Genomic DNA, 22,533 nt, shown 5'->3' with positions numbered 1-22,533 from the left:
CTCGACGCGCCATGTTCCATATCGGAGCGGAGATTCTCGCCCGTTGGGCGAGCGAGCCGGCGCCGGAAACGCTGGCTGGACAGGGGTCGCGCCTACGACCCGGCGGGTTAGAGCGGAGTTATGGTCGTGCACGGCACCTTGACATGAACTGACGGCGCGACGTACTGCACAGTTACATCGTCGGTCATACGGAGGTTGCCATGCTCCGCGCGTTCGCGAGTCGTGTCGGCGTCGTGATCGCTGTTCTGGCTGCTGCCCCGAGCCACGCGACGAGTCCCTCGTTCAGTCTCCCACCGGGTTCCCCGGGCCTCGGCGCTGCCGGGCCTGCGGACGTCATGATCCCCGCCGCGCCGCCCGGCCCCGGCCTCGCCCCACCTGTCGTCGGCATCCCGGCGGCCGCGCTCGGCCTCGGTCCGGGCGATATCCTGAGCGGCATCTCGACCGGAACCGCCGCTGCTCCGGGTCCGCTGGCGCAAATCTATTTCTCCGTAACGCCCGCCTCGGCGGGCGCCGCGGTGGTAGGTCCGCCGCCACCGCCGCCGGCCTTCGCAACCTGCGAGGCCGCCGGCGGGCAGGCCCAGGCCGACGTCTTCAACGCCGCCTTCTTCCCGCCGCCGCCACCGCCGCCACTCCTGAACGTAACGTACCTCGACGGCAATGGAGCCGCCGACTCGCCCTGCGGGCCGCCCGCGTCGCCGGGCCTCGGGCTGGCCGAACTCGGGCCGCCGCCGACGGACGACATCGTCACGCTCGACATGTGCCCGGCATCGTTCGTCTACGGCGGAGCCGCTCTGACCGCGGCGGTGTACCTGACGCTCGCGCCCGGCTCTCCGACGCTGGCCGCGGCCACCGCCTCGCCTGCCGACGTCCTCATGGTCCCACCGGGTGGCGGGCCGCCGGTGGTGGCCGTTGCCGCCGGTGCGCTCGGACTCGTCGGCGGACCCCTGGGATGCGCCCCGCCGGTGTGCGATGCCATCGACGCCCTCGACGTCGGCGCCGGCGGCGCCTACATCGCGTTTTCCCTCGCGCCGGGCTCCCCGTCGCTCGCCCTCTGCGCCTGGTCAACCGCCGATCTTCTGCTCTTCCTTCCGCCCGCCCTGCCGTGCGCCGCATTCGCGGTGGTGCCGGCTGCAGCGCTGGGACTCCTCCCCGCCGACGACGTCGACGCCGTCTCTCTGGGAATGGACCCGGACGGCGACTTCGTCGGCATCGCCTGCGACAACTGCCCGGCCGTGGCGAACAACGATCAGGACGATCCCGACGCCGACGGCGTAGGCACCGTGTGCGACAACTGCCCGGCCGACGCCAACGCCGGTCAGGCTGACGCGGACGGCGACGGAACCGGCGACGCCTGCGACACGTGCACGGACACCGACGGGGACGGGTTCGGCGATTCCGGCTATCCGGCGACTACCTGCCCGCTCGACAACTGCCCCGCCACCGCGAACCCGGCCCAGACCGACGGCGACGCCGACGGAGTCGGCGACGCGTGCGACAACTGCATCGATGTCGGCAACCCCGCCCAGACAGATACCGACGGTGACGGCGACGGGGATGACTGCGACGTCTGCACCGGCGGCGTCACCATCATGGCTCCCAATGCTTCCATCCGACTCGGTCCCGGCGCCAACGACGACAGACTGACCCTCAGGGGCACACTTGCGTTTCCGGGTGCGCTTCCGGTTCCGCCGCTGGACGCCATCGGCAGCGGCATGCGATTGCAGATTCTCGACGTCGGTGCGGGAGGTGCGGTCATCCTCGACCACTTCATCCCAGGCGGCGCGATCGGCACACACTGCGGCGCAACCGACGGATGGCGAGCGAGTTCCACGCTCACGCGGCAGCGATACGGAAACGCAACGGATGCTATTCCGCCGGGCTGCATGCCCGGCTCCGGTCTTGGCGTTTTCCGAGCCACCCTCCTCGACCGGACCGCCGCGTTCAACGGGGTCAAGTTCTTGATCAAGGGTCGAGACGGGACGTACGGCCCGATCGTCGGGCCGCTGCGCATCGCGGTCGCGCTCGGCGACACTGCACTCCAGAGTGCCGGGCAGTGCGGTGAGCACGAGTTCAGTCCGCCGGCATGCGTGGTCACGGCCACACGGGCGCGCTGCCGCGAGTGAGCCGCCGTCGCAAGACACCCGCGCTCAAGCCCACCCTGCCGGCCGCTGCACGTACCGGACGTACCGGACGTGCGTTTGCCGTGCCCACCAGCACGACAGGTTTCTGCTCCCGGTTGTTACTCCGAAGACAACCACTGTGGGCCAGCGGAAGAAGGCAAGGACCCGCAGGCTCGCCTCTCCAGCCGCCGCCTGATTTCTTCGCACCTTGCACGCATCGGCAAGAACCGTGAACTCGACCTGACGGACGAAGTCCTCGCGCCACACAAAGAAGTCGAAACTGGCCGTAGCGAAGGATGTCCGCCGGGCATGACGGCGCCTAAACACTCAGCATCGGAGCTACGCCGGGTCGTCGAACTCCGGCGGACGCTTCTGCAGGTTGGCCTGCACGGCTTCGATCTGATTGCGGGTTCCGAGGAGTGTCCGCTGCACCTCCTCCTCGAGGCGCAGACCTTCGCCGACACCGATTACCCCGGACCGATCGAGCAACTTCTTGGCGGCGCGGACGGCATCCGGCGACTTCCCGGCGATTTCGCCGGCGAGAGTAAGGGCCGCCTCGCGCGGGTTGGTATCGAGCCGGGTCACAAGGCCGAGAGCTGCCGCTTCGGTCCCCGAAACGATGCGGCCGGTAAAGGTCAGTTCCTTGGCAACGTCGAGTCGGACAAGGCGGCGCAAGGTCTGAGTACCGGCCATGTCGGGGACCAGACCCCACTTGATCTCCATCACGGAGAGTCTGGCGTCGGGTGCGGCGATGCGGATGTCGGCGCCAAGGGCGATCTGGAAGCCGCCGCCGAAGGCGACGCCGTGCACGGCCGCGATCACGGGTACGGGCACCTCCGTCCAGATCCACGCCGCCCGCTGCGCGAAGTTCGCGGGACTGTCGCCTTCGCGACGAAGGAGACTTTCACCCGGGTCGGCGTCGCCGGCCATCGCCATAAAACTCATGAAATCCAGACCGGCACTGAAGGCGCGGCCCTCGCCCGAGAGCACAACCGCCCGCGCCGAACGATCGCCGACGAGCGCCTTACCGGCTTCCACGAGTCCCTCGAACATCGCGCGGTCGAGGGCGTTCATCTTGTCGGGCCGATTCATGCGGACCTCGACCACGCCGCCGGTTCGGTTCACGGTGATTCGTTCGGACATCGGTTGGTTCTCCTTATACCTGGACCACGAGGCCTTCGGTGGCCAGTTCTTCCGTTATCTCGCCCCGGCGCGCCAGCACCTCGTCTCCGAGGTGCGTCAACACCAGGCGCCGCGTACCGAAACGCCGGCGCTGTTCGGCAATACGCGGATAGTCCAGGTGCGTCGGGGTGCGGGTTTCGAAAAAGCAGCATTCGCAGATGAACAGGTCGGTGCCTTCCGCATACCGGATCAGGTCCTCGGTCCAGCCGGTATCGCCCGAGTAGAGAATGTTTGCCGAGCCGATCCCGACGCGGACCCCGAGCGAGATGTCGCGTTCCTGATGAGGAACGCGAAAGGGTTCGATACGAACCTTTCCGACTTCGGCCGGCACGCCGGGACGGAGTTCGACAAACTCGAGCGGAAAGGGCAGCGCCTCCCCGGCCAGTTCGCGGTACATGGCGCCGAAGAGCTGCCGCACGCGTTCCGGGGTTCCCGGCGGGCCCGCAATGCGCAGCGGTCGTGTGCGGGCCTGCAGGTACTTGAACTCGATGAACAGGAAAGGCAAGCCCGCGAAATGGTCGCCGTGCAGATGGCTGATGACGATGGCGTCGAGGCGGCCGAGGTCGAGGCCGAGGCGTTTGATCGCCGTCAGGCTGGTCGCGCCGCAGTCGAGCATCACGGTCGCGTCGTCGCCTTCGGCCAGGTAGGCGGCATGGAAGTGGCCGCCGGCCGCAAAGGCATCGCCGGCGCCGAGAAACGTGACGCGCGTCGATCCGTTCGTACCGCTCACGCCGCGACTCCGCTCATTCACGTCCGGCCAGCAGCCGGCCGAGCTCGTGGACGACAACCACCACCGCGGACAGCGACGCGTGGGGGGCGCTCTTGAGATCGTCGATCGTGACACGCACCTGGTCGATCCGCCCCTGATGCGCCGTGACGTACGAGTCGACGCACTCGGCCACGGTGGCGCCGGCGACGTGATGCGCGAGGATCTCGTGGGTCAGACGTCGCCGCATCCGCGCTACATCCTCTGCGAGGCCCTGGACCGCGCGGCGTTCCCACCGGTCCTCGCCCGGTAGCGCGGCGACCGCCCGGCGCAACCAGTCGAGGTCGATAACGACCGATCCCTGTGCGTACGCCTCGGCGGCCAGGTCGCGCGGCAGGTCGAGGTCACGGGCGATCTGGCCGACCTCGAAGACGTCCGCGAGCCGGTCGAGCGCCGCCAGGCGTTCGGCAAGAGCCCGCGGAACGCCGATTGCCGCGAGCGAATCGAGCAGCGCTGGAGCGGGCGGGGCGGGCAAGAGGCCGACGATCCTCGACAGATCGCCGGCACCGGCAGCGAGCTGAGTGACGACCTCCGTGGCGGGCAGATCGCTCGCCTGACGCTCGACCACCCATTTCGCCGCCCGTTCGAGCGCGGCCTCGAGAGCCAACCAGCATTGGCGTTCGGCGGGCACGGGCATGGGGGGATCGAGGGCGACGAGGTCGGTCCACAGCGCAGCCGCGTCCGCCACCTGCGCGGCGATCGCCCAGGCGCGGACGACGGTTACCGGAGCGGCGCCCGTATCGTGCGCCACTCCGGTCACGAACGTCGTCCCCATGCGGTCGACGACCGCATTCGCAATCTCGACGGCGATAATTTCGCGGCGCAGTCGATGGCTGCGGACACCCTGCCCGAAGCGCCGGTTGATGGGATCGGGGAAGTAGCCACGGAGATAGGTTTCGGCAAACGGTTCGTCGGGCAGCGACGACGCGAGCAGCCGCTGCTGCAAATCGAGCTTGGTGTGCGCCAGTATCACGGCGAGCTCCGGGTTCGTCAGACCCAGAAACGTCGCTCGGCGATCGCGCAGCGTTTCGCGATCCGGCAGGCGATCGCGGCGGCGATCGAGATGGCCGCCGGCTTCGAGTTCGGCGACCAGCGTGCGGAAGCCGGCCAGGCGGGTCTGGCTGCGAATCTGGTCCACACTGAGCACGAGCGCCTGCCGGCCGTTGTGTGCGAGGACGCGGCCAACGATCTCCGGGACCAGTTCGGCGAGGATCCGGTCGCGCTCGGCAAGCGACAATTGGCCTCCCTCGACGGCGGCAGCCAGCGCGAGTTTCAGGTTGACCTCGTGATCGGACAGATCGACGCCGCCGGAGTTGTCGATGGCGTCGGTGTCGATGCGTCCGCCGCGCAGGGCGAACTCGATGCGAGCGCGCTGGGTGAAACCCAGATTGCCGCCCTCGGCGACCACCGCCACCCGCAGTGCGGCGGCATCTATCCGCACCGCGTCGTTGGCGGGGTCCTCGGCCGCACTGTGCGGTTCGTCGCCGGCTTTGACGTACGTGCCGATACCGCCGTTCCAGAGCAGATCGGCTGGCATGCGCAGGATCGCGGCCACGACATCCTCCCCCGAGGGATGTTCGACGTGCAGGTCGAGCATCTGCCTGGCGATGGGGCTCAGCGGAACGCGCTTTGCGGCCCGCGCGTAAACGCCGCCGCCGGCACTGAGGCGGGTCGGGTTGTAGTCCGTCCAGCTCGAGTGCGGCAGGTGAAACAGGCGCTCGCGTTCGGCGAACGCCAGGGCCGGGTCCGGCTCCGGATCGAGAAAGATGTGGGCGTGGTTGAACGCGGCGCGCAGCCGCAGGCGGCGCGAGAGCAACAGACCGTTGCCGAAGACATCGCCGCCCATGTCGCCGATGCCGATGACCGTAAGGGATTCCGAGTCGGCATCGCGGCCCAACTCTCGGAAATGGCGCCGGACGCACTCCCACGCACCGCGCGCCGTGATCCCGAGCTTCTTGTGGTCGTAACCGCGGGAGCCGCCCGAGGCGAAGGCGTCCCCCAGCCAGAATCCGCGCTCGGCGGCGATGCGGTTCGCCAGATCCGAGAAGCCCGCCGTACCCTTGTCGGCGGCAACCACCAGGTAGGGGTCGGCCTCGTCGTACCGGACTCCCGGGGCGGCCACGACTCCGCCCTGGACGATGTTGTCGGTGACGTCGAGCAGGGCGCCGATGAACGTACGGTAGGCGGCCTCGTGCTGGGCCGCCGTCGCGGGACCGTCGGCGCGCCGGCGCACGACGAAGCCGCCCTTCGCTCCGGCGGGAACGATGACGGCGTTCTTGACCGTCTGCGTCTTCATGAGATCGAGGATCTCGCGGCGGAAGTCGTCGGGGCGTTCGCTGAGGCGGATGCCACCCCGGGCCACGGCGCCGCCGCGCAGGTGGACGCCGGCGACGTTGAGAGCGTGTACGAAGATCTCCGCCACCGGTTCCGGCGGGGGCGCGTTGGAGATGCCACGCGGGTCTACCTTGAGGGCAATGGGGGACGGCGTACCGTTTTCGGCGGCGCCGGCACCCGCGAAGTAGTTGGTACGCAGCGTCGCCGCTATTTGCCTGTACAGCGCCCGCAGCGCGCGGTCGGCCGGAAGGCTCTGCACGTCGTCGAGGCCCTGCAGGAATTGCTGATCGAGTGCCGCCAGAGTGCTCGTCGCGCGCTCGCGCGGCGAGGTTTCCAGCGCCGGATCGAAGCGGGCGGCGAAGTAATCCCAGAGCAGCCGGGCCAACCCGGGATGCGCGACCAGCCCCTGCACGAGGGCGTGCAGGCTCGGGGCACTGCCGAGCTGGACCCCGTGGTACACGTAGGCGCGCAGCAGGTCGACCTGGCGCCAGGTCAGGCGCGCCGTCACGATCAGGCTGTTCAGGCGATCGTTGTCGACACGGCCGGCGTGCAACAGCAGCAGCGCCGGCTCCAGGAGTGGACCGACCGTGGCGACATCGAGGATGGTACCGCGCGCATCCTGAGTCAGAAACGTGTGGATGCGGACCGGCCCCGCATCGGGAACGTCGACCTCGAGCGTATCCTGCGAGGAGACACGAAGACCGAGGTTCTCGAGGACCGGCAGGAACTCACTCAGCACGAGCTCCGGACCGGGAACGTAAAGCGTAATGGCCGTCCAGCGGCCGGCACCGACGCTGCTGTCATTGGCGATCGCCACCTGCGTACAACGGGTGTTGCGAACTGCCTCCAGGTGACGAATATCGCGGGCGGCCAGAGAAACGTCGGTGGCGGCCTTGTAGGGCTCGGAGAAAGCCGGGAGGTAGCGGTTGAGCAGCGTCGGCGCGAGGTCGGCCGGGGCCGTTGCGGCAACCGTCTCGCGCAGCCGGTCGTCCCACGTACGCAGCAAGGCGCTCACGAGACGGCGCAACTCCGGTGCCGGGTGGTTGCGCAAGCTCGAAGTCGGTGCGGCAAAGTAGAAGTGCACGCGCACCTGGGCGCTGTCGTCGAGCAGGAGCCGGTCGGCCAGCACGGCGGTGGCGTCCAGCGTAGTGGCCAGCGTCGTCTCGATGCGGCGGGCCAGCGCGTCGGAGAAGCGGGAACGCGGAACCAGCACCGTGACGAAGACGCCGCGACCGAGCGCATCGGGACGGGCGAGGACCTGCACTTCGCTGCTGTCGGCAGCGGCGACGATGCCGGCCACGTCGACGGTTAGCTCGCGAGCCGAGCTGGCCAGCAGGGCAACGCGGGGCATTTCGCTGAAGGTTCGAACGATCGCCTTGTAGTCGTGGGAATCCGGCGCGGCCTCGGTGGCCTCGATGACCGCGGCGAGCTTCTCGCGCAGCAGCGGAATAGCGGCCGGATCCTCGGCATACGCCTTGGCGGTGAACAGACCGAGGAAGCGGCGCTCGCCGACGACCATGCCGTTGGCGTTGATCTCCTTCAGGCCGATATAGTCCATGTGGGCGCGGCGATGGATCGGGCTCTCGGCGGTGGTCTTGGAGACGATCAGGAGCGGCAGCTCGTTGAGCTGGCGGCGCAGGTCTTCCCCCAGCGGTTGCGACGTGGCGCGCCGCGAGCGCCGGTCGTCGCGGAGGATACCGAGGCCGGAACCCGGGCGCACCACGCCCGCCCTCTGCGCGCCCTGCCCGGTGAACTGGTACTCGCGATAGCCGAGAAAGACGAAACTCTTCTGCCCCAACCAGTCGAGGAAGGCCGCCGTCTCTTCGGCATACTCCCGCCAGGGACGTGCCAGCGCGCCGCCGCGGAGCGCCGCCGCCAGTTCTTCGGCCCGCGCTCGCATGGCCCCGTAGTCGTCGGTCGCGGCGATCACCGCCTGCAGCCGCTCGGTCAGGCGCCCGGTCAGCGCTTCGGCGTCGCCAACCCGGTCGACCTCCGCGTGGACGAAGGACTCCCGCTGCCCGGGCGCTCCGGGTGGCGGCACGGCGACCAGCGCCCCGTGGGGGTCGCGCTCGACGATCAGGACGGGATGAACGATTCGACGCAACGAGCAGCCGGCCTCGCGCAGGGTCTCGCGAACCGTATCGACGATGAACGGCCGATCGCGCATGAGCGTCTGCACCACCGTGCAGGGAACGCCCCATCCTTCACCGGACAGGTCCGGGTCGAAGATGCGGACTCGCGGTTCGGTGGCCTCGGGGTCGGCGGCGAGCCGGTAGGCGGAGCGGGCCAGCGCGAGGCGGTACGTGCTGTCGCCACCGTCAGGACTCTCGGGACCAAGGTGATCGAGCAGTTGGCGGGCGAAGGCCTCGACCAGCGGTCTGTCCATGGGCACCACGGCGCCACGGAGCTGCTCGACTACGGCTCGAACCTGAGGGGACTCGACCGTACTGGCGGGACGCGTTCGTTCCCGCTCCTGCATCAGACGAGCAATTGCCTTGGACAGTTCAGCCACGGGTCACTCCGGCTTACGGTCGTTCCCGGCCGCCTGCAGGGGACGGGAAACGGTAGTTTCAGTGTGCAGCAGGCCGGCGTTCTCCGCAAAGTGACGCGCGGCCGGATCTTCGGCCGGCAGGCTCCACCGAATCGCGCCACATCCCCGCCGGCGGGCACGATCTTCCGCAAAACCAAGCAGCGCCCGGCCGATGCCCCGCCGGCGGGCCGCCGGCGAGACCAGCAGGCACTCGACCCGTGCCAGCGGGGGCCGCACAAGCTGGCGGGCGTAAGTGACGTGCAGCAGGCCGACGGTGTCGTCGTCAACCAGGGCCAGATAGAGGTCGCTGCCAAGATCGGCCACCAGGCGGCGGAACCGGTGCAGCGTGCGCCGGTCGGGTACCGGCAGTGGGGTCCCGGCGGCGGCAAGCAAACGCATCACGGCCGGGAGATCGGTACGGCGGCAGCGCCGGATGTGGAGCCGGGTGGGCATGGCAGGGGCTTGCCAGACGTGACGCGTTCGCGCAACGCGGTCAAGCCCCGGGAGCCGGAGGACCGGGTGCAATGATGGCGGCGGTGCGCGGCGAGGGGGAAATAGCCGGAAGCGAGGCAGAAGCAAGCAATGCAAGACAAACGACCCTCCCCCGGGCCTACCGCGGGGTATTTTGAGTTGATTTGACGGTAGGTGGGGTCTAGCATCGGGCCGTGTGGTGGTGGACGATGATTGAACGCCCGGGCCTTAAATCGGCGGCCTTTGCGGTCGCCCTTTTCGTGGCTCTGCTTTGGATTGTCTCACCGGTAAGCGCGGGTCCGCCGGCTCAGGGTCTACCTTCGGCATTCCTCGTGTTTCCGCTCATCGAATCCACCGGTTATCGCGACACCCGCATAGAAATCGTCAACCTCAGCGGTAATCCGCAGGAGCTGGAGTGCTTTTTCGTCGAGGGCAGCGCCTGCATGGAGATCGGCTTCGTGCTGATCCTCACCCCGTATCAACCGCTCACCTGGCTGGCGAGCAGTGGCCTCGTCGACCTTACCAGCGGTAGCGCGGCACCCCCGTTCTGGGGTGAAGGCGAACTCAAGTGCGTGGTCGTTCCGCCTCGTCCCGAAGCGCCTTATCACAACACCATACAAGGGCGGGCCACGGCGTTCGGCCTTGACGGACGCACCCTGTCGTACGGGGCCGTGGCTTTCCAACGCCTGAGCGACGGCGACTATACGGGAACGATCAACCTGAACGGGTCGGCCTATGCGCAATGCCCGCGCAGGCTGCACTTCGATGTGCTGACCGAAACCTCCCTGGCCGCCAGCGAGGTGGTCGTGGTGCCCTGCACGGAGGACCTGTTACTGCAAAAGCCGACGACTCTGACTGTCCAGGTGCTGGTGGTCAACGAGTTCGAACAGACCTACTCCGCCTCGTACGGTTTCACGTGCTTCGATCGGAGGGTGCTGTCGCAAGTTGCCGATCCGTTACTCCGCAGCATTGCCGCTACCGATACCGCTCACCTGATTCTACGCGGTGTCGGCGGGCCGCTGCTGGGCCTGGTCGTGGATGCGGTACCCTACGACGGGTTCGTCGGCATGGCGGGTAACGAACCGTCATTCGAGGGCGGCAGCTCGGCCACGGTCGTGTTTCCGGAGCGACCATGATCGAGTTCCTGCGCTTCCTGAGCGCGTATCTGGCGATCTTGTACCAGATGCTGGCGCAAATGATCGGGCCGACGCCGGTGCTGAGGCCGCCACCGCCGACACCGCGCGTGGCGGCAACCGTGTCGGCCACGCCCACCACCGCCCCCTCGTTGACCCCCACCCTGGAGCCGACGATGACGGCAACCGCGCCCCCTTCGTCGACTGCGACCGCCGTCCCCACCGCCACCGCGACTTTTACCCCGACCCACTCCCCCGTGCCGACACCCAGCGCCACCCGGACGGCCACCGGCACGGCGACGCCGACAGCGTCGGCAACCTCGTCGCCAACCCTGACGCCAACTGCCAGCCCTTCGCATACGGCAACCCGAACGCCCACCTCGACGACGACCGCTTCGGCGACGGCTTCCAGCTCGTCGACCCCGACGCAAACTCCGACGGCAACCGCCGTCCCAACTACCAGTGCGACAGCGGTACCGACCGCCACACCGTCACCGATCCCAACGGCGACGCCGAGTGCAATCCCCACCTCCACGCCGACCGCGATTCCCACCGCAACGGCCAGTGCGACCCCCAGCGCATCGGCGACGCCGACCTTCACGGCCGTGCCCGCGCCGACGAACACACCGCCGCAAGCGGTGCAGGACCCGACGGGTTTTCAGGTAGCCGGCGTGCCCCCGGCGCAGAAGTTGCCGGCAGCCCTGGTGGTGTATCCATTGGTGCAGACGTCGGCCACGGTCGAGACCCGACTGGAATTGGTCAATCTGAGTAACCTTTCGGTGTCGGTGTACTGCTTCTACGTCACGAGCGTCACCTGCAACGAACTCGGCTTCCGTCTCGCGCTCACACCCCAGCAGCCGGTGTCGTGGCTGGCGAGCACCGGCCTCAACGGCGGCGGCATCCGCCTCGCGCCCCCGTTTACCGGCGAGGGGGAGCTCAAGTGCGTTGTGGCGACACAGTCCGGCGATCCCGCCGCCCACAATGTCTTGCAGGGGCGGGCAATCGTTACGGACACGAATCTCCAGACCGTCGGCTACAATGCCAACGCGTTCCGCCGGCTTTCTCCGGGGCCGTACACGGGCGCCATCCGTCTCGACGGCATCCAGTACGAATCGTGCCCGGATCGACTGCACTTCCAGGCGTTGACGAGTCAGTCGGGCTCCGACAGCGAGTTGATTCTGGTGCCTTGTTCCGAAGATCTGCTCAACCAGGTGGCGGCATCGACAGCCGTGCAGTTCGCGGTCATCAACGAATGGGAGAATTCCTTCTCCGGCTCCATCCCCCTTAACTGCTACTCGAGACGCCGTTTCAGCACGATTCCGCCGCTGCGGCGCAGCACAGCCGGCACGGAGACCGTGCACGCGATTGTCCGGGGCGTCGACGTACCGGTGATCGGCCTGGTCATCGATCGCTTCACCGTACCGGGCTCCGGCGCACTGTCCAGTTCGAGCAACCTTCCGTACCTGGAAGGTGCCCGCTCGGCCACGATCGATCTGCCCTGAGGATCGGCGAGATCGGTCCCCGCGCATATTGGTTGGGATCGACACTCGACCGGCGCGACCCCTCGACTTCGGGCCGCGCGGCAGGCCATCATCCGCCAGGACCGCCTCGGATGCGCCGGCAACAGCGCATCTGCCCTGCGTGCTGCCCCGGGGCAGCAGTGACCGCTGCACGTGCCCGCCGAGGGGCGCGCGAGCGATGCTGCCCTGCGGCAACGTGCGAAGTTTCAGCAGCACCGGGAACGACGCCGCAAGGTAACGGGTACGCCCTCGCGGGGTCAGGCCTGGTTGATCGTGAATCGGGGGACGACCACCGTGATTTCCGGTGCGTCGCCGACGAGGGCCTGGCAGCTGAGGCGCGATGTCGGCGTCAGGCCCGGGGCCTTGTCGAGGAGATCGAGTTCGTTCTCCTGGGGTTCGGACAGGCATTCATAGCCCTGCCTGACGATCACGTGGCAGGTCGTACAGGCGCAATTGCCGCCGCAGGCGTGTTCGATATGGATCCCATGCCCGAGCAGCACGTCCAGTATGGATCCGGGTTTACCGTCGTGTTGAAACGGCGCCCTGGCGGGATCGTACTCGATGAAGCGTTCGGGATCGCCGTTCTCGAAGATGACTCGTATCTTAGCCATGCGTGTCGCCCACACCGTCGAAACCGTCATGCCGGCCGGCGATGTTCGCCGCCGACACCGCCGCTCCACCCGCGTACGGTCGCCGATGGCAGGCGAAAAGGCAAGATGGCCCTTGCGGCCGCGTTGACAGTCCGGATCGTGGCGACTAATGGTCGATTCTTCATGTCGGCGCACGAGTTCGTGCTGGGGGAGTTGGCGGCACGGCGCGAGGCCGGGCTGACGCGCCGCTTGCGCCCGATCGACGGCCCCCAGGATGCCTGGGTAACGATCGACGGACGGCGCGTGTTGCTGCTTTGCTCGAACAACTACCTGGGGCTGGCGAACCATCCCGCGCTGCAGGAGGCGGCGGTACGGGCCGCCATGGATTACGGTTTCGGCGCCGGCGCCTCACGGCTCATCTCCGGGTCGACGAGGTTGCACCAGCGTCTCGAAGAACGCCTCGCCGCCTTCAAGCACGCTGAGGCGGCGCTGCTGTTCTCGTCGGGCTACCACGCCAACATCGGGACGATCGCCGCACTGGTAGGGCCGGAGGACGCCGTGTTCAGCGACGCACTGAATCACGCCAGCATCGTCGACGGGTGCCGTCTGTCGCGGGCGGAGGTCAACGTCTATCCGCACTGCGACATGGAGGCTCTGGCATCGCAGCTCGCCCGCTCGCGCGCTCGGCGCCGGCTGGTGGTAACCGACTCGATCTTCAGCATGGACGGCGACACGGCGCCGCTCGGGACGATTTGCGAGTTGGCCGAGCGATACGGAGCGATGGTGATGGTAGACGAGGCGCACGCGACCGGCTGTGTCGGGCCCAACGGCGCCGGCGTCGTCGCCGCCGAGGGTCTGGAGGAACGGGTCACCGTGCAGATGGGCACGCTCGGCAAGGCGCTGGGAACGTTCGGCGCATTCGTCGCCGCGCGCCGCCCGGTCGTGGACCTGCTCGTCAACGTGGCGCGATCGTTCATCTACACCACGGCGCTACCGCCGCCGGTGGTCGGGGCGGCCCTCGCGGCCCTGGATCTGGCCGGCGGCGACGAACCGCGGCGGGAGCAGTTAGCGGCCAACGCGGAGCTGCTGGCGACGGGCCTGCGCGCGCGCGGATTCGATGTGGGGTCGTCGCCCTGCCACATCGTGCCCGTCCTCGTCGGCGACTCGGCTCTAACCATGCGCATGTCCGAGCACCTGCTCTCCGCCGGCGTCTTCGTCCAGGGTATTCGGCCACCGACAGTGCCGCAGGGAACGGCGCGCCTGCGCACCACCGTCATGAGCACCCACAACGCCGACGACTTACGGGTCGCCCTTGCCGCGTTCGACCGGGCGCGCACTCTGGCCGACTGATGGACCGCGCTACGCTGGCCCGCTGGGACCACGCTCACGTGTGGCACCCGTTCACCCAGATGGACGAATGGCTGGCCGAGGAGCCGCTGGTGATCGCGCGTGGCGAGGGGCCGTATCTTTTCGACGTCGACGGCAACCGCTACCTGGACGGCGTATCGTCGCTGTGGTGCAACGTACACGGGCACCGGCATCCGACGCTCGACGCGGCGCTGCGTGCCCAGCTCGATCGGGTGGCCCACTCCACCCTGCTGGGTCTCGCGAATGTGCCCTCGGTGGTCCTGGCGAGACGGCTGGTCGAGATCGCTCCCTCCGGCCTGACGCGGGTATTCTACTCCGACGCCGGGGCGACCGCGGTTGAGATCGCGCTGAAGATGGCGGCGCAGTACTGGCAACTGCGCGGTGACCACGCGCGTACGCAGTTCGCTGCGCTGACCGAGTCTTATCATGGCGATACGGTGGGCGCGGTCAGCGTCGGCTACTCCGAAGCTTTCCACCGCTTCCTGAAGCCGATGCTCTTCCCGTGCCACAAGCTCGATCCGCCGCACGTGTTCCGCTGGGGTAGGGGCATGGAGCCAGACGCCGCCATGGCGGCCGCGGTGGCGGCGGCCGAGGCTCTGTTTGCCGAGCACGGGCGCAGCCTTGCGGCGCTCATCGTCGAACCGCTCATGCAGGGTGCCGCCGGCATGTGGGCGCAGCCGCCGGGATACCTCGGCGCGTTGCGCGAACTGACGGCGCGCCACGGCACGTTACTGATTTGCGACGAGGTGGCGACCGGGTTCGGCCGCACCGGGCGCATGTTCGCCGTCGAGCACGAGAATGTCGCGCCGGATATCCTGTGCGTCGGCAAAGGCATCAGCGGCGGGTACCTGCCGCTGGCCGCGACGCTGACGACGGAACAGGTGTTCGAGGCCTTCGTTGCCCCCTATGACGAGTTCAAGGCCTTCTTCCACGGTCATACGTATACGGGCAACGCGCTGGCCTGTGCCGTCGCACTCGCCAGCCTGGACGTCTTCGAGCGGGACGGCGTCCTGCCGGCGACGCGCACCCGGGCGGCAGAGCTTGCCGCGCGGCTGCAGCGGGAGTTCGCCCCGCTGCCCCACGTCGGCGATGTGCGCCAGTGGGGCCTCATGGTCGGCATCGAACTGGTGGAGGATCGAACCGCGCGCCGGCCGTATCCCGTGGGAGCGCGGATCGGTATGCGGGTGATCCGCGAGGCGCGCGACCACGGCGTCCTCCTGCGCCCGCTCGGAAACGTTATCGTGCTGATGCCGCCGCTTTGCCTGAGCGCCGCCCAACTCGATACGCTCTGCACGGTAATCCGCGACGCCATTGTCGCCGTTACGGAACGGCAATGACTCGACGCATCGTCACTCTTTCGCCGGCGGCGACCAATTCGCCGTTTCCCGGCTGTTGCACTTTATATCCGTGCAACTGTCGTGAATTCGAGAGCTTAGTTTACCGCGACGGGCGATATGCCATGCGACTTGAGAGCTTTCGGCAAGAGGTATGATGGTTGCATTAGTTTCTGGCAGGAGGACGTGCGATGCAGCTTACTTACGACCAACTGCGGCGCTTCACGACGGAGAACGATGCCTCGCCGGATCAGACGACCGACGTGCCTCTGACCGGGTTTGTCAACGCGGTAGCGATCGGCCTCGGGCTCTGGGGTATGATCGGCTTTGCCGTCTGGTCGGTGTTGGCGTAAGAGCTCTCGCAGTTTTCGCTTCGTTCCGTCTTCTCGCCTTGCGGTACGGCGCCCGTGCATGACGGGCACCGTCCATCCCCAAAGCATTTTCATCACCGGCACCGACACGGGTGTCGGCAAGACCACCGTAGCCTGCGGGTTGGCTGCTGCCCTGGTGGCGGAGGGCCACCGCGTGGGGGTCTTCAAGCCGACCGAGACGGGCTGCGACCTCGGGAACGACGGGAAGCGCCGCGCCGAAGACGCTCATCGGCTCGCGTGGTTCTCCGGGTGCTCGGCCGATCTCGGCGACGTCTGTCCGTATGCATTGCCCGAGCCGCTGGCGCCGGCCCTCGCCGCCCGGCGCGCCGGGGTACGAATCGATCTCGATGCGATCGTTGCGGCCCACGCGCGGATTGTCGGGGCGCACGACGTGACTCTCGTCGAGGGGGCGGGGGGACTGCTGGTACCACTGACCGACTCCCTGACTTTCGCCGACCTCGCTGTCCGGCTGCGTTTGCCGGTCCTGGTGGTTGTGGCCTCTCGTCTTGGCGCGATCAATCACGCTTTGCTCACGGTGCGCAGCGCACGTGCACTCGGGTTGTCCGTGCTCGGCTATGTCGTGAACTTTCCGGCGCCGGCAGCGGTCGACATCGCCGCGCAGACCAACGTCGACGTTCTCGGCGAGTGGCTTGGACCCCCGCTCGGGGTCGTTCCGTATCTGGGCGACGTGTCCCCTACTGCCGCTGCCCGGGACCGTCTGGCCGGGCTGTTCCGCCGGCACGTCCGCCTTGCGGCGTTGACGCGGGCGTGAGGTCTGCGGCCGCAGGTGCGGCGGGGAGTTTCTTCACGGCAGAAAAGCGGGATACGGTTGGAAAGGCGATGCGCAACGGGCGGTTCCGACACCGGAGGCAGGGATGATCATTGGCGTGCCGAAAGAGATCAAGGCGGAGGAGAATCGAGTCGCGTTGACGCCGGCTGGCGTGAGTGCGCTCGTGGCCCACGGGCATCGGGTCTTGGTACAGCGCGCGGCGGGGATGGGCAGCGGCATGCCCGATGCGCAGTACCGTGCTGCGGGGGCGCGGGTGGTTGCGTCTGCGCGCGAGGTCTGGGGCAGCGCCGAGACGATCCTCAAGGTCAAGGAACCGATGCCGAGCGAGTACCGCTACCTGCGCGAGGGACTGGCGATCTTCACCTATCTGCACCTGGCGGCGAGTGCGGACCTGACACGGACTCTGCAGGCGAAGCGGGTGTTGGCGATCGCCTACGAAACCATCGAGATCGACGACGGCTCGTTGCCGCTGCTCACGCCCATGAGCGAAGTTGCCGGCAGACTCAGCATTCAATTCGGAAGCTGGTGTTTGCAGAAGCCCAACGGCGGTGCCGGCATCCTGCTCGGCGGCGCCTCGGGGGTGCGGCCGGCAAAGGTGGTCATTCTCGGCGGCGGCATCGCCGGCTCCAACGCCTGCATGATCGCGCACGGTGTCGGCGCCAACGTCAGCGTGATCGACCGCAACCCCGCGCGCCTGCGCTATCTGCACGACATTCTGGGTGGGCATGTCACGACAGTGATGTCGAACCGCGCCAACATCGAAGAAGAAGTGGTCGAGGCCGACCTCGTCATTGGTGCGGTCCTCGTGGCCGGCGCCAAGGCGCCGAAGCTGGTGACGCGCAAGATGGTGCGCGCAATGAAGGCCGGGGCTGCAATTGTCGACATCTCGATCGACCAGGGGGGCTGCGTCGAGACGGCGCGGCCGACGACTCTCGACGCGCCGATTTACGTGACCGACGGCGTTGTGCACTACTGCGTGACGAACATGCCGGCCATCGTGCCGCGCACTTCGACTTTCGCGCTCACCAACGCCACCCTCTCGTACGCTCTGGAGCTGGCGGAAAAAGGCCCGCGCCGCGCCCTGCAGGAAAGCCAGCCGCTCCGCCGCGGCGTCAACGTCATGGCCGGACGCATCACCCACGCCGGCGTCGCGGCGGCCTTCGATCTGGAACACACCGCGATCGAGAGGTTGCTGTGAGCGGTCCCGGCACGACCACAACGCCCTGCCCTCTCGATCCAGTCCGAGTGCGGCGGGCGGGAATCCCCGCCCGCTACAGCAAACCCGGCTTACCCGCGCGCCAGCGCGCCAACTCCGTCGTCAGCGTCTCGACGTGCTCGCGTTCCTCGGCCGCCAACTCGCGGTAAAGCTGGCGCTCGACGGAGCCCTCGGGACACCTCTCCTGCCGCTCGGTGAAGAAGCGCACGGCCCGCTCTTCGAACGCGATAGCGATACGGAACAGGTTGGCGGGGTCCTCGGCTCGGTACGCGATGCCTGCATAGATCGCCGCGCGCTCGATCGCAAAACTGTCCGACGGGGCCGGCACTTCGACGTGATAACGGCGGGCAAGGGTGGCCATATGCTCGTGCTCCATAGCCGCGAACTTCTCGAATAGATTCTTCAGCACCGGGTCCGCGGTCTCGGCGGCCGCCCGCGCGTAGAACGCCATGCCACCCAGTTCGATTTCGAAAGCGAGACGGATGGCGTCGTGTGCCTCGGGCCCGGTCACATCGCGCTCGGTCACCATCGCGAGTTTGCCGCCGCAAGCCGGGCACATGCCGTACGGGAAGGCAAAGCCCTCGGAGACCTTGGCGCACTGCTCGCACCGCCACGCCAGGGTGGCGGTCGCGCAGCACACGTACTCCTCGTCGTCGTCCATAGGCCGCCGGCATTTCGGGCAGGCGCGCACAGTTGGCTCGGACGCGGCGCCAGCCGTAATGACGGGCGCGGGGCCGAGCGGGGTACGCGGCGCGAACGCGTCGACCTGCTCCTTCGACAGCGGCCACGTGCGCCCGCCGCTCAGGTGGGCGCCGATGGCGCGCGCGGCGCGGCGGCCCGCACCCATGGCCAGGATGACGGTCGCGGCGCCGGTGACAATGTCGCCGCCGGCGAATACCCCCGGCAGGTTGGTGGCCTGCGTGGCGTCGTCGGCGACGATGTAGCCCCGCCGGTTGAGGCCGAGGCCGGGGGTCGACTGGGTGACGATCGGATTTGCCCTGGTCCCGAGTGCGTAGATCACGGTATCGCAATCGAGCTCGACAAACTCGTCGACCGGCACGGGTTTGCGCCTACCCGACTCGTCGGGGTCGCCCAGCGCCATCTTCTGCACCGTCATGCCGCGGACGTTACCGTCCGCGTCGCTGTGAATCGCCGTCGGCGCGTGCAACCAGAAGAAGTCGATGCCCTCCTCCCTGGCATGCCGGATTTCCTCGACGCGCGCGGGGGCTTCCGCCTCGGTGCGCCGGTAAACACAGCGCACCCGTTCGGCGCCGATACGTTTGGACACCCGTAAGCAGTCCATGGCCGTGTTGCCGGCGCCGATGACAACCACGCTCTTGCCGACCCCGAGCGGCGTGTCGAGGTACGGAAAACTGTCCGCGCCCATCAGATTGACGCGCGTCAGAAACTCGTTGGCGCTGTATACCTGGCAGGCAAACTCGCCGGGAATGCCGAGAAACGTCGGCGCTCCGGCGCCGACGCCGACGAACACCGCATCGTAGCCCATCTCACCGAGCAGTTGCGGGATCGTGAAGGTCTTCCCGATGACCTTGTTGGTTTCGATCGCCACGCCCATTTCGCGCAGATACTCCACCTCGCGGTCGATGATCTCGCGCGGCAGCCGGAACGACGGGATTCCGTAACGCAACACGCCGCCCACGACGTGCAGCGCTTCGTAGATCGTCACCCGGGCCCCGTAGCGGACAAGGTCCGCGGCGCACGACAGGCCGGCCGGACCCGAGCCGACGACGGCGACCTTACCCAGCGACCAACCATCCGCGAACCGCGGCGGCTCGCCGCGCGGCGGCTTGGCGCGATCGCCGATGAAACGCTCGAGGCGGCCGATAGCGACCGGCTCGACCTTCTTGCCGATGATGCACTGCGCTTCGCACTGCGTCTCCTGCGGGCACACGCGGCCGCAGACCGACGGAAACACGTTGCTCTCCCGGATTGCGGCAAGCGCCCCGTCGATGTCGCGCACGATCAGGTGACGGATGAAGCGCGGGATATCGATGGCCACCGGGCAGCCGGCGATGCACGTCGGCCTGGTGCACTGGATGCAACGTTCGGACTCGGCAAGCGCATCGGCGAGCGTGTAACCGAGGTTGACCTCCTTGAAGTTGCTCGACCGTTCGGCGGCGTCGCGCTCGGGCATCGCGGTCTGGCGCGGCGCGAGGTCCTTGATCTTCTTGTAGTTGCGCTTCTCTTCCGCGAAGAGCTGTTTCTCCAGGTTGCAGAGTTGCTCGTACTCTTCCCCCGCCCGCGACTCCTGGCCGCGAAAGCGGCGCTGCCGAATCGTCAACTCGGTAAAGTCGACGGCGTGCCCATCGAAGTCGGGCCCGTCGACACAGGCGAAGCGTACCTGGCCGCCGACGGTGACCCGGCACGAACCGCACATGCCGGTACCGTCGACCATGATGGCATTGAGGCTGACCAGTGTCTTGACCCCGAACGGCCGCGACACCTCGGCGCAGGCCTTCATCATCGGCAGCGGGCCGATGGCCACGACCAGGTCGGGCCGGTCGCGCTTCAGAACGTCTTCGAGAGCGGCGGTCACCAGGCCGGGGCGTCCGTAGCTGCCGTCGTCCGTGCAGACGATCAACTCGTCGCAGTAACCGCGAAAGCGGTCCTCCCAGAATACCAGATCACGCCGCCGGAACCCGACAATGCCGGTGGTGCGATTACCGGCTTCCTTGAAAGCGCGCAGTTGCGGATACACGGGCGCAACGCCGAGTCCGCCCCCGACGAGCAACACATGGCCCACGTGGGAGATGTGCTGGGGTTGACCCAACGGTCCCACGAAGTCGCTGAAGGTGTCGCCGCCCGCGTAGTGCTCCATCATCTCGCGCGTCGACTTGCCCAGCGCCTGGACGACAACGGTCACCGTGCCGCGCTCGCGATCGTAATCGGCGACCGTGAGCGGAATGCGCTCGCAGCCTTCGTGCAGTCGGACCATTACGAAATGTCCCGGCTGTGCGGCGCGGGCGACATCGGGGGCGAGGACTTCCCAGAGGAAAGTCGTATCGGAGAAGGCTTCGCGTCGGACGATCTTGTACATGTCTTCTCGACAGGCCTTCGCCAACGAGGTTACTGGAGGGCGGGCGGGAGACGGGTGGGTGCCGGCGCACCGAAGACCGGCAGGCGGCCTGCGCCCTAACCGGCGGGCTTGTCCTTGGTTGCGTCGAGGCGGCGGATCGTGAGCACCGGACAGGCTGCGTGGCGCACGATCTTCTCGGCCACGCTGCCCAGGAGGATATGCGCGAGTCCGCTGCGCCCGTGGGTGGACATGACGATCAGGCTGGCGCCGGCGGCCTCGGCCGCCTCCACGATCACCTGCGCGGGGGTGCCGGTCTTCAATATAGTGCGATGCTTTCGCCCCTGGGCGCTCAACTCGGCGGACAACCGCTCGAGTTGCTGCTCGGCAATCGAGCGTTGCTCGTCGAGAAGCATCGAAATGTTCGGGCTGGTCACGTACATGTCGGCCGGCGTGGCATAGTAAATCGGCTCGATGACGTGCAGGAGCAGCAGCTCGGCGTTGAATGCCGCCGCGAACTCGCGCGCGTAGCTCAGCGCGTTCAGCGAGTCGTCGGAAAAGTCGATTGGCACCAGAATCCGTTCAATGGACATGCGCCCTGCCCTTTCTCGTTAGCCGCTGATATCACCGTGCCGCCGACCGGCGCAAGGATCGCGGGGCAACCCGCCGCCGCCGGCCACCACGCTCACTTCCCGTCCCTTTTCGCCATCAACTCGACAAGATCGACGCAGCGGGTGGCATAGCCGGACTCGTTGTCGTACCAGCTCACCACCTTGAAGAACCGCTTGTTGAGCTCGATGCCGGCGCCGGCATCGTAGATACTGCTGCGCCGGTCGCCGATGAAATCCGCCGAGACGATCTCCTCTTCCGTGTAACCCAGGATACCCTGCAACGGCCCGTCGGCCGCCGCCTTCATCGCCGCGTGAATGTCTTTCAGACCCGCATCCCTGGCGGTGCGGAAGGTCAGATCGACGACGGAGACATCGGCGGTGGGAACGCGAAAGGCCATGCCGGTAAGCCGGCCCTTCAGGGACGGAATGCAGAGGGTCACCGCCTTGGCGGCGCCGGTGCTGGCCGGAATGATGTTCATGTACGCGTTGCGGCCCCCGCGCCAGTCCTTCTTGCTCGGGCCGTCCTGCGTAGGCTGTGTTGCCGTGGCGGCGTGGACCGTGGTCATGAGACCCTCTTCGAGGCCGAAGTTGTCGTGGATGACCTTGGCAACCGGGGCCAGGCAGTTAGTCGTGCAACTGGCGTTGCTCACCACCGTATGCTTCGCCGGATCGTAGGTGTCCTGGTTCACCCCCAGGCACACGGTCGGCACCTGCTCCGGTCCGCTCTTCGTAGGCGCCGAGATAATAACGCGCCTGGCGCCGGCGGCCACGTGTTTGCTCGCGTTCTCGAAGTCGGTGAACAGCCCGGTCGATTCCAGCACGTAGTCGACGCCGAGGTCTTTCCACGGCAACTGGCCGGGATCGCGAACCGACATGGTCCGGGTGGTCTTACCGTTGACGGTGAAGCTGTCTTCGGTGGCGGATACCTCGGCGGGTTTGCCCCCGAGCCTGAATCGCCCGTGTGTCGTGTCGTACTTCAGCAGGTAGGCCAGATTGTCCGCCGGCACGAGATCGTTGAGCGCAACCACGTCGATACCGCGCTCGGCGGCGACCCGGTACACGAGCCTGCCGATTCGTCCAAAGCCGTTGATGCCAATCCGGATCGCCATTTGCTTCTCCTTCCGACCGCTGTGGGTGGGCTTCCCGTTGCCGCGGGGACCCCT

The 22,533-nt window shown here is 67.7% G+C and carries 16 protein-coding genes; 8 read left to right on the top strand and 8 right to left on the bottom strand.

Annotated elements, in window-relative coordinates; translation table 11 throughout:
• The first annotated feature begins 200 nt into the window (after nucleotides 1-200).
• Nucleotides 201-2,123 carry a thrombospondin type 3 repeat-containing protein gene (locus L6Q96_11075; protein MCK6555102.1) on the top strand — a complete coding sequence of 641 codons (1,923 nt, stop codon included), beginning with the start codon at nucleotides 201-203 and terminating at the stop codon, nucleotides 2,121-2,123.
• A 336-nt stretch (nucleotides 2,124-2,459) separates the two neighbouring features.
• Here the strand turns inward: L6Q96_11075 and L6Q96_11070 are convergent, their stop codons facing one another.
• From L6Q96_11070 to L6Q96_11055, 4 genes are read right to left on the bottom strand one after another with little or no spacing between them, the layout of a single operon-like run.
• The gene (locus L6Q96_11070; protein ID MCK6555101.1) at nucleotides 2,460-3,263 is read right to left on the bottom strand and encodes a crotonase/enoyl-CoA hydratase family protein; all 804 of its coding nucleotides are present in this window, start codon (nucleotides 3,261-3,263) and stop codon (nucleotides 2,460-2,462) included.
• A gap of 13 nt (nucleotides 3,264-3,276) precedes the next feature.
• Entirely contained in the window at nucleotides 3,277-4,032 is a 756-nt protein-coding gene (locus L6Q96_11065) for an MBL fold metallo-hydrolase (GenBank protein MCK6555100.1), read from the bottom strand.
• Between the two features lie 13 nt (nucleotides 4,033-4,045).
• Nucleotides 4,046-8,914, bottom strand: coding sequence for an NAD-glutamate dehydrogenase (locus tag L6Q96_11060; GenBank protein ID MCK6555099.1), 4,869 nt, complete (start codon nucleotides 8,912-8,914; stop codon nucleotides 4,046-4,048).
• A 3-nt stretch (nucleotides 8,915-8,917) separates the two neighbouring features.
• Nucleotides 8,918-9,385 (bottom strand): GNAT family N-acetyltransferase, encoded by a 468-nt coding sequence (locus L6Q96_11055; GenBank protein MCK6555098.1) that lies wholly within the window; start codon nucleotides 9,383-9,385, stop codon nucleotides 8,918-8,920.
• 227 nt (nucleotides 9,386-9,612) lie between these two features.
• Between L6Q96_11055 and L6Q96_11050 the strand changes: the two genes are divergently transcribed.
• Both L6Q96_11050 and L6Q96_11045 read left to right on the top strand, forming a co-directional pair.
• Complete coding sequence (locus L6Q96_11050; protein MCK6555097.1) at nucleotides 9,613-10,539, top strand: hypothetical protein; 927 nt, start codon at nucleotides 9,613-9,615, stop codon at nucleotides 10,537-10,539.
• On the top strand, nucleotides 10,536-12,038 hold the full coding sequence (locus L6Q96_11045; protein ID MCK6555096.1) for a hypothetical protein: 1,503 nt from the start codon (nucleotides 10,536-10,538) through the stop codon (nucleotides 12,036-12,038). The genes L6Q96_11050 and L6Q96_11045 overlap by 4 nt, the downstream gene beginning before the upstream one ends.
• 275 nt (nucleotides 12,039-12,313) lie before the next feature.
• Here the strand turns inward: L6Q96_11045 and L6Q96_11040 are convergent, their stop codons facing one another.
• A complete protein-coding gene (locus L6Q96_11040) occupies nucleotides 12,314-12,667 on the bottom strand; it encodes a 2Fe-2S iron-sulfur cluster-binding protein (protein ID MCK6555095.1) in 354 nt (117 codons plus the stop codon).
• Between the two features lie 162 nt (nucleotides 12,668-12,829).
• Between L6Q96_11040 and bioF the strand changes: the two genes are divergently transcribed.
• The 5 genes from bioF (at nucleotide 12,830) to ald (ending at nucleotide 17,707) form a co-directional block, all read left to right on the top strand.
• Nucleotides 12,830-13,996: an 8-amino-7-oxononanoate synthase gene (bioF, locus tag L6Q96_11035; protein MCK6555094.1), complete on the top strand. Its 1,167-nt coding sequence runs from the start codon at nucleotides 12,830-12,832 to the stop codon at nucleotides 13,994-13,996.
• Nucleotides 13,996-15,351 carry an adenosylmethionine--8-amino-7-oxononanoate transaminase gene (gene bioA / locus L6Q96_11030; GenBank protein MCK6555093.1) on the top strand — a complete coding sequence of 452 codons (1,356 nt, stop codon included), beginning with the start codon at nucleotides 13,996-13,998 and terminating at the stop codon, nucleotides 15,349-15,351. The genes bioF and bioA overlap by 1 nt, the downstream gene beginning before the upstream one ends.
• A gap of 188 nt (nucleotides 15,352-15,539) precedes the next feature.
• Entirely contained in the window at nucleotides 15,540-15,701 is a 162-nt protein-coding gene (locus L6Q96_11025) for a hypothetical protein (GenBank protein MCK6555092.1), read from the top strand.
• 58 nt (nucleotides 15,702-15,759) lie between these two features.
• Nucleotides 15,760-16,491, top strand: coding sequence for a dethiobiotin synthase (bioD, locus tag L6Q96_11020; GenBank protein ID MCK6555091.1), 732 nt, complete (start codon nucleotides 15,760-15,762; stop codon nucleotides 16,489-16,491).
• A 103-nt stretch (nucleotides 16,492-16,594) separates the two neighbouring features.
• The gene (gene ald, locus L6Q96_11015) at nucleotides 16,595-17,707 is read left to right on the top strand and encodes an alanine dehydrogenase (protein ID MCK6555090.1); all 1,113 of its coding nucleotides are present in this window, start codon (nucleotides 16,595-16,597) and stop codon (nucleotides 17,705-17,707) included.
• A 73-nt stretch (nucleotides 17,708-17,780) separates the two neighbouring features.
• On the opposite strand, the gene gltA is transcribed toward ald, so the two are convergent.
• The 3 genes from gltA to gap all read right to left on the bottom strand — a co-directional run bounded on the left by gltA (nucleotide 17,781) and on the right by gap (nucleotide 22,479).
• Nucleotides 17,781-20,783, bottom strand: a complete 3,003-nt coding sequence (gltA, locus tag L6Q96_11010) for an NADPH-dependent glutamate synthase (protein ID MCK6555089.1) — start codon at nucleotides 20,781-20,783, stop codon at nucleotides 17,781-17,783.
• A 95-nt stretch (nucleotides 20,784-20,878) separates the two neighbouring features.
• Nucleotides 20,879-21,352: a universal stress protein gene (locus tag L6Q96_11005; protein MCK6555088.1), complete on the bottom strand. Its 474-nt coding sequence runs from the start codon at nucleotides 21,350-21,352 to the stop codon at nucleotides 20,879-20,881.
• Between the two features lie 92 nt (nucleotides 21,353-21,444).
• The gene (gene gap, locus L6Q96_11000; protein ID MCK6555087.1) at nucleotides 21,445-22,479 is read right to left on the bottom strand and encodes a type I glyceraldehyde-3-phosphate dehydrogenase; all 1,035 of its coding nucleotides are present in this window, start codon (nucleotides 22,477-22,479) and stop codon (nucleotides 21,445-21,447) included.
• Nucleotides 22,480-22,533: the final 54 nt, after the last annotated feature.

This window comes from Candidatus Binatia bacterium (genome assembly GCA_023150935.1).
GTDB lineage: Bacteria > Desulfobacterota > Binatia > HRBIN30 > HRBIN30 > JAKLJW01.
The sequence above is the reverse complement of the archived record's forward strand: the minus strand, read 5'-3'. Positions and strand labels throughout refer to the sequence as shown.